Source organism: Pantoea graminicola, from assembly GCF_048452665.1.
Lineage (GTDB): Bacteria > Pseudomonadota > Gammaproteobacteria > Enterobacterales > Enterobacteriaceae > Pantoea.
This window is the reverse complement of record NZ_JBLWSJ010000005.1, coordinates 15,081-30,139: the sequence shown is the minus strand read 5'-3', so window position 1 is coordinate 30,139 and position 15,059 is coordinate 15,081. Positions and strand designations below refer to the sequence as shown.

The 15,059-nt window shown below is 56.6% G+C and carries 15 protein-coding genes; 12 read left to right on the top strand and 3 right to left on the bottom strand.

Going from position 1 to position 15,059, the window contains the following annotated elements; translation table 11 throughout:
- Window positions 1–115 precede the first annotated feature (115 nt).
- Entirely contained in the window at window positions 116–796 is a 681-nt protein-coding gene (locus ACNY69_RS13025) for a VIT1/CCC1 transporter family protein (protein WP_418798989.1), read from the top strand.
- Window positions 797–1,013: 217 nt separating this feature from the next.
- Here ACNY69_RS13025 and ACNY69_RS13020 read toward each other — a convergent pair whose 3' ends face one another.
- The 3 genes from ACNY69_RS13020 to ACNY69_RS13010 all read right to left on the bottom strand — a co-directional run bounded on the left by ACNY69_RS13020 (window position 1,014) and on the right by ACNY69_RS13010 (window position 3,106).
- Window positions 1,014–1,379: a type II toxin-antitoxin system PemK/MazF family toxin gene (locus ACNY69_RS13020; protein WP_293772208.1), complete on the bottom strand. Its 366-nt coding sequence runs from the start codon at window positions 1,377–1,379 to the stop codon at window positions 1,014–1,016.
- Window positions 1,379–1,651, bottom strand: a complete 273-nt coding sequence (locus ACNY69_RS13015) for an antitoxin (protein ID WP_111140174.1) — start codon at window positions 1,649–1,651, stop codon at window positions 1,379–1,381. Before ACNY69_RS13015 ends, ACNY69_RS13020 begins: the two co-directional genes overlap by 1 nt.
- Window positions 1,652–2,293: 642 nt before the next feature.
- Complete coding sequence (locus tag ACNY69_RS13010; RefSeq protein WP_111140175.1) at window positions 2,294–3,106, bottom strand: IclR family transcriptional regulator; 813 nt, start codon at window positions 3,104–3,106, stop codon at window positions 2,294–2,296.
- A gap of 317 nt (window positions 3,107–3,423) precedes the next feature.
- Between ACNY69_RS13010 and ACNY69_RS13005 the strand changes: the two genes are divergently transcribed.
- The 11 genes from ACNY69_RS13005 to araD all read left to right on the top strand — a co-directional run bounded on the left by ACNY69_RS13005 (window position 3,424) and on the right by araD (window position 14,737).
- Window positions 3,424–4,950: a sugar ABC transporter ATP-binding protein gene (locus tag ACNY69_RS13005; protein ID WP_111140176.1), complete on the top strand. Its 1,527-nt coding sequence runs from the start codon at window positions 3,424–3,426 to the stop codon at window positions 4,948–4,950.
- 22 nt (window positions 4,951–4,972) lie between these two features.
- Window positions 4,973–6,073 carry an ABC transporter permease gene (locus ACNY69_RS13000; protein WP_293772201.1) on the top strand — a complete coding sequence of 367 codons (1,101 nt, stop codon included), beginning with the start codon at window positions 4,973–4,975 and terminating at the stop codon, window positions 6,071–6,073.
- Complete coding sequence (locus ACNY69_RS12995) at window positions 6,070–7,170, top strand: ABC transporter substrate-binding protein (protein WP_111140178.1); 1,101 nt, start codon at window positions 6,070–6,072, stop codon at window positions 7,168–7,170. Before ACNY69_RS13000 ends, ACNY69_RS12995 begins: the two co-directional genes overlap by 4 nt.
- A 14-nt stretch (window positions 7,171–7,184) precedes the next feature.
- Window positions 7,185–8,015 (top strand): SMP-30/gluconolactonase/LRE family protein, encoded by an 831-nt coding sequence (locus tag ACNY69_RS12990; protein WP_111140179.1) that lies wholly within the window; start codon window positions 7,185–7,187, stop codon window positions 8,013–8,015.
- Window positions 8,016–8,266: 251 nt separating this feature from the next.
- Entirely contained in the window at window positions 8,267–9,265 is a 999-nt protein-coding gene (gene yiaK, locus ACNY69_RS12985; protein WP_111140180.1) for a 3-dehydro-L-gulonate 2-dehydrogenase, read from the top strand.
- Between the two features lie 10 nt (window positions 9,266–9,275).
- Window positions 9,276–9,743 (top strand): NanQ anomerase/TabA/YiaL family protein, encoded by a 468-nt coding sequence (locus ACNY69_RS12980; protein ID WP_111140181.1) that lies wholly within the window; start codon window positions 9,276–9,278, stop codon window positions 9,741–9,743.
- A 15-nt stretch (window positions 9,744–9,758) separates the two neighbouring features.
- A complete protein-coding gene (locus ACNY69_RS12975) occupies window positions 9,759–11,054 on the top strand; it encodes an MFS transporter (RefSeq protein WP_418798611.1) in 1,296 nt (431 codons plus the stop codon).
- The gene (locus ACNY69_RS12970; RefSeq protein ID WP_111140183.1) at window positions 11,051–12,532 is read left to right on the top strand and encodes an FGGY-family carbohydrate kinase; all 1,482 of its coding nucleotides are present in this window, start codon (window positions 11,051–11,053) and stop codon (window positions 12,530–12,532) included. The genes ACNY69_RS12975 and ACNY69_RS12970 overlap by 4 nt, the downstream gene beginning before the upstream one ends.
- The gene (ulaD, locus tag ACNY69_RS12965; protein WP_111140184.1) at window positions 12,529–13,185 is read left to right on the top strand and encodes a 3-keto-L-gulonate-6-phosphate decarboxylase UlaD; all 657 of its coding nucleotides are present in this window, start codon (window positions 12,529–12,531) and stop codon (window positions 13,183–13,185) included. The genes ACNY69_RS12970 and ulaD overlap by 4 nt, the downstream gene beginning before the upstream one ends.
- A complete protein-coding gene (locus ACNY69_RS12960; RefSeq protein ID WP_418798609.1) occupies window positions 13,182–14,042 on the top strand; it encodes an L-ribulose-5-phosphate 3-epimerase in 861 nt (286 codons plus the stop codon). The genes ulaD and ACNY69_RS12960 overlap by 4 nt, the downstream gene beginning before the upstream one ends.
- Entirely contained in the window at window positions 14,039–14,737 is a 699-nt protein-coding gene (gene araD, locus ACNY69_RS12955) for an L-ribulose-5-phosphate 4-epimerase (protein WP_111140186.1), read from the top strand. Before ACNY69_RS12960 ends, araD begins: the two co-directional genes overlap by 4 nt.
- Window positions 14,738–15,059: the final 322 nt, after the last annotated feature.

The following is a 15,059-nucleotide window of genomic DNA, read 5'->3' as shown; positions in this document are numbered from 1 at the left end:
TATAGTAACGATCCTCATCCTGACGTTGACGTACAGAAAACAGCGACCGGGATGAGGTTCGCACAGTGCCAGCCCTGCGGCATTCCCTATCCGATCTGAAAGGAACAGGCTTTTGATACACGGAGAATCGCACAAGATTTCGCGTTCTGGCTGGCTGCGTGCCGCCGTGCTGGGTGCCAATGATGGCATTGTTTCCACCGCCAGCCTGCTTACGGGTGTGGCCGCCGCCAACAGCTCATCGCACAGTATTTTACTGGCCGGAGTGGCGGGGGTCGTCGCGGGGGCCATGTCGATGGCAACCGGAGAGTATGTCTCCGTCTCATCACAGGCGGATACGGAACGCGCGGCTATTGCCGAAGAGCGGGCCGAACTGGAAGAGAACTATCAGGCTGAAACCCATGAACTCGCGTCGATTTATGTCCATCGCGGCCTGAGCCGGGAGTTAGCCCACGAGGTCGCTACCGCACTGATGAAACATGATGCGCTGGATGCCCATACCCGCGATGAACTGGGCATCTCCGATACCTCCACTGCGCGGCCTCTTCAGGCGGCCCTCTTTTCAGCGGGTAGTTTTACGCTCGGCGCGGTGATTCCGTTTGCGGCGGCGCTGCTGCTACAGGGCATCGCCGGGATTGTCATCGCCGCCCTGCTAGCCCTGATCATTCTGGGTGCCGTCGCCGCCCGGGCTGGGGGCGCACCGGTGCTGCGCAGCGTTGTCCGCGTCAGCTTCTGGAGCAGCCTGGCTATGGCGTTGTCGGGCGTCACCGGCGCGCTGTTTGGGCATTTCGCAGGCTGAGGCGCTGCGATAAGGCATGAGAAAGTCGGCGCGAAATGCGCTGAAATAGGCTGTGAAACAACCGTTGAACAGATGAGACTGAGCGTCTCTGCACGTCGATATATTCTGGCCGATGCAGGGCGTATTCAGCAGAGCGTGAGTTACTCGCTTCCCGCCTTCTCAATATTCTTTTTCGTGCAGTTATTCAGGGACGTTGCTTTGGTCTGGCTGTGACGGTCTAACGCGGATCGATAAGATCGACCACCAGTGACAGGATCTCATCCATGATGTGTGGCTCAACCTTTGCGGCATAGCTTGCCCTGCGTGCCACCAGGTCAAGCGAGCGCAGTTGATAACACAGCGCCACGCCAGTCACTTTACCCGTATCCGTGCTATTGCCATCCAGGTAAACAGTTACGCCCTGTGAGCGGGACGCACCGCCGCCGCTCGTCACCGGCACGCAAACGGCTGTTCCCAGCACCTGAACCAGTTCGCGCTGAGAGATAACCAGGTAGTAATGCGGACCTTTAAATTCGCGGCCTTCTACCGGATCGCCATTAACATGCCAGATTTCTCCTTTCTGCGGCACTCTACCTGAAACCATCAGATAAGCTCCCTGCCCTGCGGCGCATCATCCAGACCGTCAGCAGTTTCTTCGTTGTAACCCTGAATTTCCTGCTGGTCGATACAGGCCAGTAGCTGTGCCAGGGTACGACGACCCCGCGGTATACGCGCCATTGGGGCAATATTGACGGACTCGCCCTCTGTGGTCACGTTCAGCTCAATGCCGACCGTCCAGCCTGCTCTTGCCGCGATGTCACTCGGGATGGTCAGCACGACGGCGCCGCCCTGCTGGCGTAATCTTGTTGATGCCATATGTCCTCCGCTATGTGAATTAATAGCACATACCTTATCATCAAGTGACACTAAGTCACACTTTTACGCTCTCTTTTTAAGCACAAAATCGTCTCATTGCGGGCGGTGCGTAATCAGCCTGTAAAATCTGACTAAAAGGGGTTGCCTCATGAGGTCAGCCATTAATCACAGGAGCAACTGTGGTATCTGAGCTGCACAACACTCTGGTTTTTATAACGCTCTCGGTGCTTCCAGTCTTTTCACTCCGTTATTCAGTCAGTGACTCCCGCGGGACGCTACCCAGCCGTCTGCCTGTGAGAGTCAGAATGGAAACGCCACTTCTCCTCATGGAGAAAACGGTAAAGACGGCGCAACCGGAGGTACAGGCGTGGAATGGTGTTAACAATGATCCATCACAACAACTGTAAACAATGCCTTACCTTACTGAAGTAATTCATCTGATACAGACCGTTTTAACACGCTACGGTTATGCCTCAACGGCAGACTCCCTCTCTTTTAGTGATTTTCTGACAGTGATTTCTGATGGTGGAAACGGAGGTAGGGGTGATGGATTAGGTAATCGAGTAAACGGAGGGACTGCGGGCCCTGGCGGCGTCGGCGGTCAGGGTGGCCGCGGCTGGATCCTTCTATGCCATAAAGATCTCAGACTGTACTCCCAAGCTCTTCTGAAATGGCCCGGGCGGTGGCAACCACTTTATCCATCAGGTTTTTCGCGCCAATCAGTTGCAGCTTTGCTGTGGGTAATGAGACCGACACGGCATAGGGCACGCGCTGCTGAATATCGAACACCGGCGCCGCGATACAGGTGACGCCCAGTTCGTTTTCTTCACGATCCATCGCGGTACGCTGAACAAGGATATCTTTGAGTTCCTGCTGCATCTCAGGCAGCGTGGTGATGGTGTTTCTGGTGAGTTGCTGAATGGTGTCCTGATGGCTCTGCCAGTATTTGAGCAGGTAATCTTCGCTGCCCCAGGCCAGAAAAATTTTGCCCATGGCTGAACAGTAAAGGGGCATATGCTGACCAATATAGGCTCGGGTGCGCATCATGCCCGTTGTGGGTTCCAGCTTGTTGATCAGGACAACATGGTCATCTTCCCGGCTGGAGAAGTTCACGGTTTCGCCCACGTCCAGATTCAGTTTTTCCAGATGTGGCCCGGCAACGTGAATAATATTGAGCGACGAAAGCGCCTTCTGACCCACCGAAATAAACTTGGTGGTTAAGCGATAACTGCCAGGCGACGGTGCCTGAGTCACATAACCACTGCTGTGTAATCCCTGCAGCAGCCGATGTACAGTGCTTTTGTTCATTCCGGACAGCTCAGCAAGCTGGGCCAGCGGACAACCGTTAGGATAGTTACTCAGCAACTCAATTAAATGCAGACCACGAAACAGGCTCTGTGTCCCTGATGGCTTTTCGCTCTTTGTATCCTTTTCTTTATCCATTTTACCCGCCATCCACCTCACCTCTCCGTTGCTCACTGCCTGAACGCGCTAAGGCGTGATGTTAACTCATGACCTGCGTGCAGGGAATCTTAAGCTTTTTAGTGTGGCCGGACACGCCTGTTCCGTCATCGCAGAAGTGCGCCGTCCATCACAAATTCAAAACAATATTTTAACTTGCTGTTTCTGTTGAATAAATAACCGGGCGCCTTCTTTGCTTTTCCTCTGCGGCAGGAATACTATTTTTTGGAATGCTATTTCACATGTTGAAATCAGCCATGAGCGATCTCTGCTCTTGCTGCCAACAAAATCAGGCGTTACGGGAGGCAGGAATGCAACCTCATCCGGATAAACCGGTTCTCACACTCAGCCACATCACGAAGCGTTTCGGCGGCAACGCCGCGGTTAACGATGTGAGTCTGGACGTCTTCCCCGGCGAAGTGGTGGCACTTCTGGGAGAAAACGGCGCAGGTAAATCCACGCTCATCAAAGTCCTGGCTGGCGTGTACACCAGCGATGAAGGTCAGATTACTTTTCAGGGCAACGCCATAGCATCCGCCGCTGCGCTGAAAACTGCAACGACTCAACCGATCGCGTTCATTCATCAGGATCTTGGGCTGATTGAGTGGATGACCGTGGCGGAAAATATGGCGCTGGTGATGGGATTCAGTCGCCGTTTTGGTCTGGTTAACTGGCGTGCGGTGCGTGAACGTGCGCGTCTGGCACTGGAAGAGGTGGGTATCCAGCTGGATCCCGATGCGCGCGTCTTTGAGCTGTCGCGCACGGAGAAGTCCCTGCTGGCTATCGCGCGCGCTGTGGCGGTGAACGCGGAAGTGCTGGTGCTGGATGAGCCAACCGCCTCGCTGCCCGCCAATGATGTACGTCACCTGTTTGGCGTGATTGAACGCCTGAAAAGCCGCAACGTCGGCATGATTTATGTGACGCATCGCCTGGATGAGGTCATTGAAATCGCAGACCGTATCTGCGTAATGCGGGACGGTAAGCGCGTGGCGGAGGGCATAACGGCAGATTACCGGCTGCACGATCTGGTCGAAATGATTGTGGGTGAAGCGCTGGAAAGCAATCAGCGTCTTGCTCTGCCCGAGGCGCGACCCCCTGTTCTGACACTGGACCAGATCTGCATCGATGAAGTCGGTCCGGTCTCTTTCAGCCTGCAACCCGGTGAAATGCTGGCGCTGGCAGGACTGCGCGGTGCCGGGCAGGAGGAGATTGGCCGGATGCTGTTTGGACTGAAGCAGTCCACCCGTGGTCAGGTGATCTTCCGCGACAAACCCTGCCACTCGCGCACCCCGCGTGATGCGATGGCCGCAGGCATTTCATTTGTGGCGGGCGATCGCACCGGCGAAAGCCTGGTTATGTCGATGAGCGTGCGTGAAAACCTGTTTATTAACCCCTGCGCCAGCGGTAACCGGCTGATCTCCCATTATGGCCGCCGCGCGGAGATGGGTGCCAGCTGGTGGAAAGTTCAGCTGTTCGATGTGCGTCCCAAAGATGTGAACCTGGATATCAGCGCCCTTTCTGGTGGCAACCAGCAGAAAGTGGTGATGGCACGCTGGATGCATCTCAACGCACCGCTGCTGATCCTCGAAGATCCCACCGCAGGTGTGGATGTCGGCGCACGGGAAGAAATCTATCACCTGCTCAATAAAGCCCTCGCCGATGGCGTGGCGATACTGGTGATTTCCAATGACCTTGAGGAAATCGCTCACATCTGCAACCGCGCCCTGGTGTTTAACCGGGGTCAGGTGGTCGGCGAACTCAGAAATGAACAGGTTACTTTTGCAGGTTTACTGGAGCTGGCCTCCGCCAGTTCTGCGGCTCCCTTAGCTACCGTCTGAACAGGCCGACAGGAGAAACGATATGTCCAAAACTTCGGTGAAATCCACCGCACTCGAACAACGGGTCAGCCTTGCACAGCACGGCTTTGCGCCGTGGTCGATGCAGATCCTCACCCGCTACGGCTTACTGCTGTTATGTGTGCTGTTAGCGTTAATTTTTTCAGTGCTCTCCCCCACGTTTGCCTCGTTGCTGACCGTGCAGGCGATTCTGTCCAGTAAGGCGAAAATTGCTCTGCTGGCGCTGGCGGCTACCCTGCCTATGATCGTGGGCAAAATCGACCTGAACGTCGGTTTTGGCATCGTACTGTGGCACATTCTGGCCATAACGCTGCAGGTGGAATACGGTTTTTCCTGGCAGATGGCGGTGCTGACGGTGCTGATCTTATCTGCGCTGTATGGCCTGCTGAACGGCATTCTGGTGGCACTGGCCGACATTGACAGTTTTGTCGCGACGCTGGGCTCGGGCACGGTGCTGTATGCCATTGCGCTGTGGCACTCCGGTGGCCGGCAGATTGTGGGTGATCTCCCGGACGCCTTCAGTGCGCTGCACAGCACGGAGATCGCAGGTATCCCGATTGGCGCATTCTATGTGCTGGCTCTGGCGCTGCTGTTATGGCTGATCACCGAGCATACGCCGCTGGGAAGATGCATGTACGCCGTGGGCGGTAATCCGGTGGCGGCCCGACTCAACGGTATTGCCGTCAATAAATATGTGATTGGCTCCTTTATCGCCTCCAGCGTCATTACCGGCTTCAGCGGCGTGCTGATCGCCGCAGAACAGGGCGTCGGTCAGGCCAGCGTCGGCATGGACTACCTGTTACCTGCCTTAGTCGGCGCCTTCCTTGGCAGCACCACCATCCGTCCGGGTCGGGTTAACGTCTGGGGCACGGTGGTCGGGATAGCGATTCTGGCTATCGGTATCGCCGGGATCCAGCAATTCGGCGGGGCCTTCTGGGTTGAACCTCTCTTTAACGGGGCCACGCTGTTGCTGTCAATTACGCTCGCCGGCTACGCTCAGCGTCGCCGTATGTTGAACCAAAAAGCCGTCGTGCGCAGTCAGAGCACGCCAGCGACCACACCAGACCCACAGCAAAAAACCATCACACCAGGAAACTCATTATGAAAAATCCGGTATCTGGTCTTTCTCTCGTTGCCATCATGGTAGCTTCTCTGCCTGCCCATGCAGAGAGCTATCTGGAACAAGCTACGGCGGCCGTTGCTAAAGCCACCTCCAGCGCAACCGCCTGGGACGGCCCCACTACGGGTCCAAAGCTCCAGGCGAATAAGAAGTTAATTTTTATTGCCTCCGATATGAAAAACGGCGGCGTGCAGGGGGTTCAGCAGGGACTTAGCGAGGCGGCAAAAATTGCGGGCTGGCAGCTGGATACGCTGGATGGCGCAGGGTCGGTGAAAGATCAGCTGGCCGCCCTGAATCAGGCTATCGCTCAGCGTCCGGACGGCATCATTATTGGCGGCTGGAACCCTAACGTCGCCAAAATGCCGCTTAAAAAAGCCGTGCAGCAGAAGATAGTGCTGATGGCCTGGCATGCGGAGCCTGCACCAGGGCCGATTAAGCAGTACGGCATTACAGATAACATCACTTCGGACTCAAACGAGGTGGCCCGCCTGGCGGCACAATACGCCGTAGTGAAGTCGGGCGGTAAAGCCCAGGTCATTATCTTTACCGACTCGCTGTATAAAATTGCGCTGGATAAAGCCAATGCGATGAAGCAGGAAATTGAAAAATGCAGCGAGTGTAAAGTCATCGATTTTATTGATACGCCGCTGGCCGATACCTCTAACCGTATGCCGTCGCTGACCTTCAGTCTGTTACAGAAGTATGGCGATCGCTGGCAGTATTCGCTGGCCATCAACGATCTCTATTTTGACTTTATGTCACCGGCACTGAAAACCGCCGGAAAAGGGGGCAAAAATGCGCCTTACAACATCTCCGCAGGCGATGGTTCCGTTTCGGCCTTCCAGCGTATTCGCAATGGCGAAAGTCAGGTCGCTACCGTGGCGGAACCGTTAAAACTGCACGGCTGGCAACTGCTGGATGAGTTTAACCGTGCCTTTGCCGGTCAGCCCTCGTCAGGTTACGTGACGCCCGCGCATCTCATAACCCAGGAGAATATCAGCCAGGATGGCGGACCGCAGAATAACTACGATCCTGCAAACGGTTATCAGGCACATTACAAAACCATCTGGGGCGTGAAGTAAGGGAGGCCAGCAGCATGCAGGTTGAAAAATTGTGTTCCCCTGCCATCTGGGCCGAAGGCCCGGTTTGGCTTCCGCAGCATGATGCGGTGGTATTCAGCGATGTAAAAGGTAATCGCATGTACTGCTGGCAGCGCAACGGTGAACTCAGCATCTGGCGTCATCACGCTAATTACGCCAACGGCAATGCCCGGGATAGTCAGGGACGTGTGGTCAGTTGCGAGCATGGCCGTCGGGCGATCAGCCGGACCGACACTGACGGCTCGGTCAGCGTCCTGATCGATAAAGTCGAGGGCAAACGCTTTAACTCGCCCAACGATCTGGCGATCCGATCTGATGGCACGATCTGGTTTACCGACCCGCCCTACGGAATCGTTAACGATCACGAAGGCTATCTGGCACCCAGCCAGGTCATCGGCTGCTATCTCTACTGCTACGACCCCGATAGCGGGCAGCTCAGCATTGCGGCAAGCGATCTGCAACGTCCTAACGGGCTGGCATTTTCACCCGATGAAAGCCTGCTGTATGTGGCCGATATGTCCGTAGTGGACTTCCCGACCCTGGGACGCCATCAGCTCCGGGTTTACAGAGTGGAAGGACAGGAGCTCTCAGCCGGGCAATTTTTTGCCGATGTGACGCCAGGCTTTCCGGATGGATTTTGTGTGGACAGCAACGGTGACATTTACTGCAGCTGCGCCGACGGCGTCATTATTTTTGACGCTCACGGGGCGCGTAAAGGAAAAATTCCCGTTCCTGAGACGGTCTCTAACTGCACCTTTGGCGGACCCGATAATAATGAACTTTATATTACAGCCCAGACCTCACTCTACCGGGTAATTCTGCGCTGAGCTAACCCCGGCAGACAGAACGCATACGCATCACTACCCTGTCAGTTCGTCCTGAGCTGACAGATTTTCTGCGGGCAAAATCCGGCAAAAAAGGCTGAGATCACAAAAACCACAAATAAATATATATACATGATTTATAAGAAATAATTTTCAGATCATTTCTTTGACTGGCTCTGTTTTTCCCCATAGCATTTAGTTGAAATGACATTCCACATTATGAAACAGGCGGCAACGCCGGGAGTATCAGTCGTATGAGAATCAGCTATCAGCAGTTATATGCGGAGTTTCTCCGCGTTCTCAGGAGTCGCAACGTGCCCCAGGATAAAGCTGAAGCCTGTGCACAGATGTTTACCGAAACCAGTCTCAACGGCGTCTATTCCCATGGCGTAAACCGCTTCCCGCGTTTTATTCAGCAACTGGACGCGGGTCATATCGTTCCCGAAGCCGACGCAAAAAAAGTTCTGTCACTGGGCGCGATCGAGCAATGGGATGCGCAGCGTGCCATCGGCAACATCACTGCGCACAGCATGATGGAGCGCGCCATGAAGGTGGCTTCTGAACACGGAATCGGGCTGGTGGCGCTGCGTAATGCCAATCACTGGATGCGCGGTGGCAGTTACGGCTGGCAGGCGGCGGAGAGAGGCTTTGTGGGGATCTGCTGGACGAACTCTATTGCCGTGATGCCGCCCTGGGGTGCAAAAAGCGGCGCTATCGGCACCAATCCGCTGATTATCGCCGTGCCGGGTGAGCCGATCACCATGGTGGATATGTCGATGTCGATGTTCTCTTACGGCATGCTGGAGGTGAACCGTCTGGCCGGGAAGAGCCTGCCGGTTGACGGCGGATTTGATGATGAGGGTCATTACACCCGCGACCCGGCCACGCTTGAGAAAAACCGCCGTATCTTACCTATGGGTTACTGGAAAGGCTCCGCGCTGTCAGTGGTGCTGGACATGCTGGCCACCCTCCTCTCCAACGGCGCGTCCGTGACTGAAGTGACCCACGACAACGGCGATGAATTTGGCATCTCGCAGGTCTTTATCGCCATTGATGTAGACCGGCTGATTGATGGCGACACCCGCCAGCACAAACTCGACCGTATACGAGCCTCTGTTATCAATGCTGAAAGGGCCAACAGCGAGCAGGCAATTCGCCTGCCCGGCGATAAATTCCCGCCGCTGCGAGCTGAAAATCAGCGCCTGGGTATTCCGGTCGATGAACGCATCTGGGCGCGTATTCAGGCGCTGTGAGGAGAAAAGCATGATCACCGGACATATTTCAAACACCGACCCGCGTCACTATCCGCCTGCCATTGCACGGGCGATCGCCTGTCTCACCCGCCAGGACCTGAGTACCCTGGCGGCAGGACGCTATCAGGACAGCGAAACGGGCTGGGTGATGCAGGTTCTGGATCTGCACACCGCCCGGCCTGAAGAGAACTACCCGGAAGCGCATCGCCTGCATATCGATGTGCAGTATCTGGTGGCGGGCGAAGAGGTCATCGGGGTCGCCACGCAGCCCCTGAATCTGCCAATCCACCAGCCTTACGACAGCGAGCGCGACATTATCTTTTACCAGCACGCGCCGGATGAAACTCTGGTGCGCATGCTGCCGGGCACGTTTGCCGTGTTTTTTCCGCAGGATATTCACCGCCCGAACTGCTCGACAGCGACTCCCGGGCCGATTCGCAAAGTGGTGATCAAGATCCCCACCCGCGAGCTGGTCTAGGCAAGGAGGAATGCCATGAGTCTGACATCCACCGTTGTTAACCGTGAGAAGATCCCCGCCCTGCGCTGGTTACGGGTCATTCCGCCGATTCTCATCACCTGCATCATTTCTTATATGGATCGGGTCAATATTGCCTTTGCCATGCCGGGCGGAATGGACGCCGAACTCGGTATCAGCGCCTCCATGGCCGGGCTGGCGGGCGGCATTTTCTTCATTGGTTATCTGTTTCTGCAGGTGCCGGGCGGCAGGCTGGCCGTCTATGGCAACGGTAAACACTTTATCGGCTGGTCACTGCTGGCCTGGGCGGTCATCTCGATCCTCACCGGGCTGGCAACCAGTCAGTATCAGCTGCTGGCGCTGCGCTTCGCGTTAGGTATTGCCGAAGGCGGCATGCTGCCGGTGGTGCTGACGATGATAGGCAACTGGTTTCCTGATGCAGAACGCGGCCGTGCCAATGCCATCGTCATTATGTTTGTGCCGATCGCCGGGATCATTACTGCCCCGCTCTCCGGCTGGATCATCACACAGTGGGACTGGCGCATGCTGTTTTATGTGGAAGGCGCCCTGTCGCTGCTCGTCATGGCTCTGTGGCATTTCACCATCAGTAACCGGCCGCAGGAAGCAACGTGGATCTCTGCGGCGGAAAAGCACTACCTGATCACCACCCTGCATAACGAGCAGCTGATGATCAAAGGGCAGAACGTGCGTAATGCCTCCCTGCGTCGGGTGATGCGTGAGCCGGTGATGTGGCGGCTGATTCTGGTGAATTTCTTTTATCAGACCGGCATTTATGGCTACACCCTGTGGCTGCCGACCATCCTGAAAGAGCTGACGCACGGCAACGTCGAACAGGTCGGTATGCTGGCTATTCTTCCCTATGTGGGCGCCATCTTCGGCATATTTCTGTTTTCGGTTCTCTCAGATGCGACCGGGCGGCGCAAGCTGTTTGTGGCGCTGCCGCTGGCGGGCTTCGCACTGTGCATGGCGCTGTCTGTGATGCTGAAAGCCCATATCTGGTGGTCTTACGCGGCGCTGGTGGGCTGTGGGGTGTTTATCCAGTCTGCGGCGGGCGTGTTCTGGAGCATTCCCCCGCGCCTGTTCAATGCTGAAGTAGCGGGCGGAGCCCGTGGTCTGATCAACGCGCTGGGCAACCTGGGCGGTTTCTGCGGGCCTTACATGGTCGGGATGCTGATTGCGTTTTACAGCAAAGATGCCGGCGTTTACAGCCTCGCCATTTCGCTGGCGCTGGCTGCACTTCTGGCCATGACGCTGCCTGCCCGTTGCGACGCTGCGACACGGGAGGCCATATGAAACGCTGGATTGGAGTGGACTGCGGCGGCACCTTCATTAAAGCCGGACTTTACGATAAAGCGGGCCGTGAACTGGCCGTTGCGCGGCAAAACCTGCCCGTACAGGTGCCGGAGCCGGGTTATGCCGAGCGTGATATGACGCAGCTCTGGCAGCAGGCGGCCGCGGTGATCCGCGAGGTGCTGGCCACCAGCGGTCAGGATGCGGCCGACGTGGCTGGTCTGGGCATCTCTGCTCAGGGTAAAGGACTGTTTCTGCTGGATAAAGCGCGGAACCCGCTGGGGAATGGCATTTTATCTTCCGATCGTCGCGCCCTGAGTCTGGTCCGGCAGTGGCAGCGTGACGGCACGCCGCAACGGCTCTATCCGCTGACGCGCCAGACATTGTGGACCGGCCATCCGGTTTCACTGCTGCGCTGGCTGAAGCTGCATCAGCCAGAGCGTTATGCTGCGATTGGCAGCGTACTGATGGCTCATGACTACCTGCGTTTCTGCCTCACCGGTGAGCTGGCCTGTGAAGAGACCAATATCTCCGAATCCAACCTCTACGACATGCAGGCAGCCGACTGGTCGCCCGCGCTGGCTGAGATGCTGGGTATCAGCGAGATCGTCTCCGCGCTGCCTCCGATTATCGGTCCGACGCAGATTGCAGGCTTCGTGACTCCGCAGGCCGCAGCCGCCTGCGGGTTGCTGCCCGGAACGCCGGTGGTCGGCGGTCTGTTTGATGTGATGTCCACCGCGCTTTGTGCCGGACTGAATGATGCAACACGCCTTAACGCGGTGATGGGCACCTGGTCGGTTACCAGCGGCATCACCGACTGCATCAGCGATGAAGCCGACTATCCCTACGTCTATGGTCGCTATGCCATAGAGGGACAGTACCTGATCCATGAAGCCAGCCCGACCTCGGCAGCCAACCTGGAGTGGTTCTGTGAGCAGTGGGGCATCAGCGACTACCGTCAGTTGAATCAGTGGGTCGCGGATCTGGAACCTGCCAGCAGCACGCTGCTGTTTCTGCCGTTTCTGTACGGCACCAATGCCGGTGCCGATCTGCACGGCAGCTTCTTTGGCCTGCAGGCGGGCCATACACGCGCACATCTGGTGCAGGCTATTTATGAAGGCGTGGTGTTTTCACACCTGACCCATCTCAACCGCATTCTGCAACGTTTCCCTCAGGTCACCGCCCTGCGTCTGAGCGGTGGCCCCACGCGATCCGCGCCCTGGATGCAGATGTTTGCCGATGCCAGCGGCCTGGCGGTCGAGGTGCCACAGATCAGCGAAAGCGGCTGTCTGGGAGCGGCACTGGTCGCGCTGACCGGAACCGGCGCTTATGCCTCGCTGCAACAGGCGCAGCAAGCCTTAGCCCCCGATATCGCTGTCTGGCAGCCAGACAGCGCAAGGCACGCCCGCTATCAGCAGAAGTATCAGCGTTATCAGCATCTGATCCGCGTCCTGAGTGACGCACAAGGAGCTACCCTATGAGCCTGCCCTTACTCCAGCTGGCGCTGGATCATACCGAGCTGAATGCGGCGCTGAGCACCGCACAACAGCTCCACCCGCATGTGGACATCATCGAAGCCGGAACCCTGCTGTGCCTGAGCTGCGGCCTCGAAGCCGTTCGCCGTCTGCACCAGCAGCATCCTGAGAAAACGCTGGTGGCTGACTATAAAGTGGCGGATGCCGGCGGCACGCTGGCAGAGATGGCCTTCAGCGCGGGCGCAAGCTGGATGACGGTGATCTGTGCCGCCCCGCTGGCTACCTTTGCCAGCGCACTGGAGGTCGCACAGCAGTATCAGGGCGATATTCAGATCGAACTCTTTGGCAACTGGACGCTGGAGGATGCCCGAAAATGGCGGCAGCTGGGTCTGAAACAGGCCATCTATCACCGAGGCCGGGATGCGCAGGCCAGCGGGCAGCAGTGGAATCAGCACGATCTGGATACCCTGAAAGCCTTATCAGATTTGGGTTTTGCCCTCTCCATCACCGGCGGGATTACGCCGCAGGATCTTTACCAGTTTAAAGACGTTGACGTTAAAGCGTTTATCGCCGGGCGAGCACTCAGCGATCCTGCCTGCGGCATTTCGCGCGCAGCAGAATTTCATCAGGCCATTGCCAGTATCTGGGGAACCGTATGAAACGCCAGCATCCGTTAGGTATTTACGAAAAAGCCCTGCCCGCCAACCTCACCTGGCCTGAACGACTCGCGCTGGCAAAAGCCTGTGGCTTTGATTTTGTGGAAATGTCGGTGGACGAAACCGATGCAAGGCTGGCGCGCCTGAACTGGAATAAAGAGCAGCGACTGTCGCTGGTGAATGCCATGATTGAAACCGGCGTCACCATTCCCTCAATGTGCCTGTCGGGACACCGCCGCTTTCCTTTTGGCAGTCACGATCCGGCCACCCGCCAGCGCGCGGACGCTCTGATCGATCAGGCTATTCAGCTGGCTAAGGATGTGGGTATCCGCACGATTCAGCTGGCGGGTTACGACGTCTATTACGAACCCCATGATGAAGGCACCGTGGCACGCTTTGCCGATGGGCTATCACGCGCGGTGCAGCGTGCTGCGGCCGCCCAGGTGATGCTGGCGGTTGAAATCATGGATACGGAATTCATGAACGCGATCAGCAAGTGGAAAGTCTGGGAGCAGCAGCAGGGCTCACCGTGGTTTTCGGTGTATCCCGACGTCGGCAATCTCAGCGCCTGGGGCAACGATGTTACCGCAGAGCTGACCCTGGGCATTGACCGCATCGCTGCCATTCACCTGAAAGATACCCAACCCGTAACGGAAAGTTCGCCGGGCCAGTTCCGTGACGTGCCCTTTGGTCAGGGCTGTGTCGACTTTGTCAGCATCTTCCGCACGCTTAAATCGCTGAATTACCGTGGATCGTTCCTGATCGAAATGTGGACCGAGAAAGCAGAGGAGCCGGTTGCCGAAATCGTTCATGCCCGGCGCTGGATTGAACAAAAAATGCAGGAAGGAGGTTTACTATGAGCATAGCCGCAATGAAAGAAGAGGTGCTGGCCGCGAATCTGGCGCTGCCACACCATAAGCTGGTGACCTTTACCTGGGGCAATGTCAGCGCGGTGGATCGCACACAGGGACTGGTCGCCATTAAACCGTCCGGCGTGGAGTACGCAAATATGACCGTGGACGATATCGTGGTGGTGGAGCTGGAAAGCGGACGCGTGGTTGAAGGCAGCAGGAAGCCCTCATCGGACACGAAGACTCACCTGGCACTCTACCGCGCTTTTGAGGATATCGGCGGTATTGTCCACACCCATTCGCGTCACGCGACCATCTGGGCCCAGGCGGGTCAGGATCTTCCCGCATGGGGAACAACGCATGCCGACTACTTTTACGGCACGATCCCCTGTACCCGACAGATGACAGAAGCCGAGATCACGCATGAGTATGAACACAATACCGGCGAAGTGATTATCGAGACTTTTGCGCAGCGCGGGTTATCTCCTTCGGCGATCCCTGCGGTGCTGGTCAACTCGCATGGCCCGTTTGCCTGGGGAAAAGATGCCGATACCGCGGTACATAACGCTGTCGTACTGGAAGAGATTGCCTATATGGGTCTCTTCTCCCGACATCTCTCCCCGGAAATCCCCTCTATGCAGCAGCCTTTGCTGGACAAACACTTTCTCAGAAAGCATGGGCCGGATGCCTGGTACGGGCAGTAAGCGGAGTTAAATCGTTGATGTGTTGCCACAGGGATATCATCGGCCCTCTTAAAACGCGGATGTCAGCATGATGACATCCGCGTCACTTTTCAGGTGATTGGGGCGAAGCGGACATATTAACGATAACTTCAAGGGGTGAGGTTTACGCTTACATGAGGAGAGTCATGAATTTTCCGGGCCACAGGTCATGCAGACCTGTCAGTTAATCCGGTGCTGTCATAAAGCTTATTGCCATATCCGGCAACGCAATAGCCGGGAATTATCCAGCCTCGACCAGTCCCTTTTCTTTGCTTATATCAGACAGGAAGGCAGGGTGTTTTAT

Coding starts and splice junctions, on each gene's coding strand:
- ACNY69_RS13020 (WP_293772208.1), bottom strand. CDS start 1,379: ATGGTTTCAGGTAGAGTGCCGCAGAAAGGAGAAATCTGGCATGTTAAT.
- ACNY69_RS13015 (WP_111140174.1), bottom strand. CDS start 1,651: ATGGCATCAACAAGATTACGCCAGCAGGGCGGCGCCGTCGTGCTGACC.
- ACNY69_RS13010 (WP_111140175.1), bottom strand. CDS start 3,106: ATGGCGGGTAAAATGGATAAAGAAAAGGATACAAAGAGCGAAAAGCCA.
- ACNY69_RS13005 (WP_111140176.1), top strand. CDS start 3,424: ATGCAACCTCATCCGGATAAACCGGTTCTCACACTCAGCCACATCACG.
- ACNY69_RS13000 (WP_293772201.1), top strand. CDS start 4,973: ATGTCCAAAACTTCGGTGAAATCCACCGCACTCGAACAACGGGTCAGC.
- ACNY69_RS12995 (WP_111140178.1), top strand. CDS start 6,070: ATGAAAAATCCGGTATCTGGTCTTTCTCTCGTTGCCATCATGGTAGCT.
- ACNY69_RS12990 (WP_111140179.1), top strand. CDS start 7,185: ATGCAGGTTGAAAAATTGTGTTCCCCTGCCATCTGGGCCGAAGGCCCG.
- yiaK (WP_111140180.1), top strand. CDS start 8,267: ATGAGAATCAGCTATCAGCAGTTATATGCGGAGTTTCTCCGCGTTCTC.
- ACNY69_RS12980 (WP_111140181.1), top strand. CDS start 9,276: ATGATCACCGGACATATTTCAAACACCGACCCGCGTCACTATCCGCCT.
- ACNY69_RS12975 (WP_418798611.1), top strand. CDS start 9,759: ATGAGTCTGACATCCACCGTTGTTAACCGTGAGAAGATCCCCGCCCTG.
- ACNY69_RS12970 (WP_111140183.1), top strand. CDS start 11,051: ATGAAACGCTGGATTGGAGTGGACTGCGGCGGCACCTTCATTAAAGCC.
- ulaD (WP_111140184.1), top strand. CDS start 12,529: ATGAGCCTGCCCTTACTCCAGCTGGCGCTGGATCATACCGAGCTGAAT.
- ACNY69_RS12960 (WP_418798609.1), top strand. CDS start 13,182: ATGAAACGCCAGCATCCGTTAGGTATTTACGAAAAAGCCCTGCCCGCC.
- araD (WP_111140186.1), top strand. CDS start 14,039: ATGAGCATAGCCGCAATGAAAGAAGAGGTGCTGGCCGCGAATCTGGCG.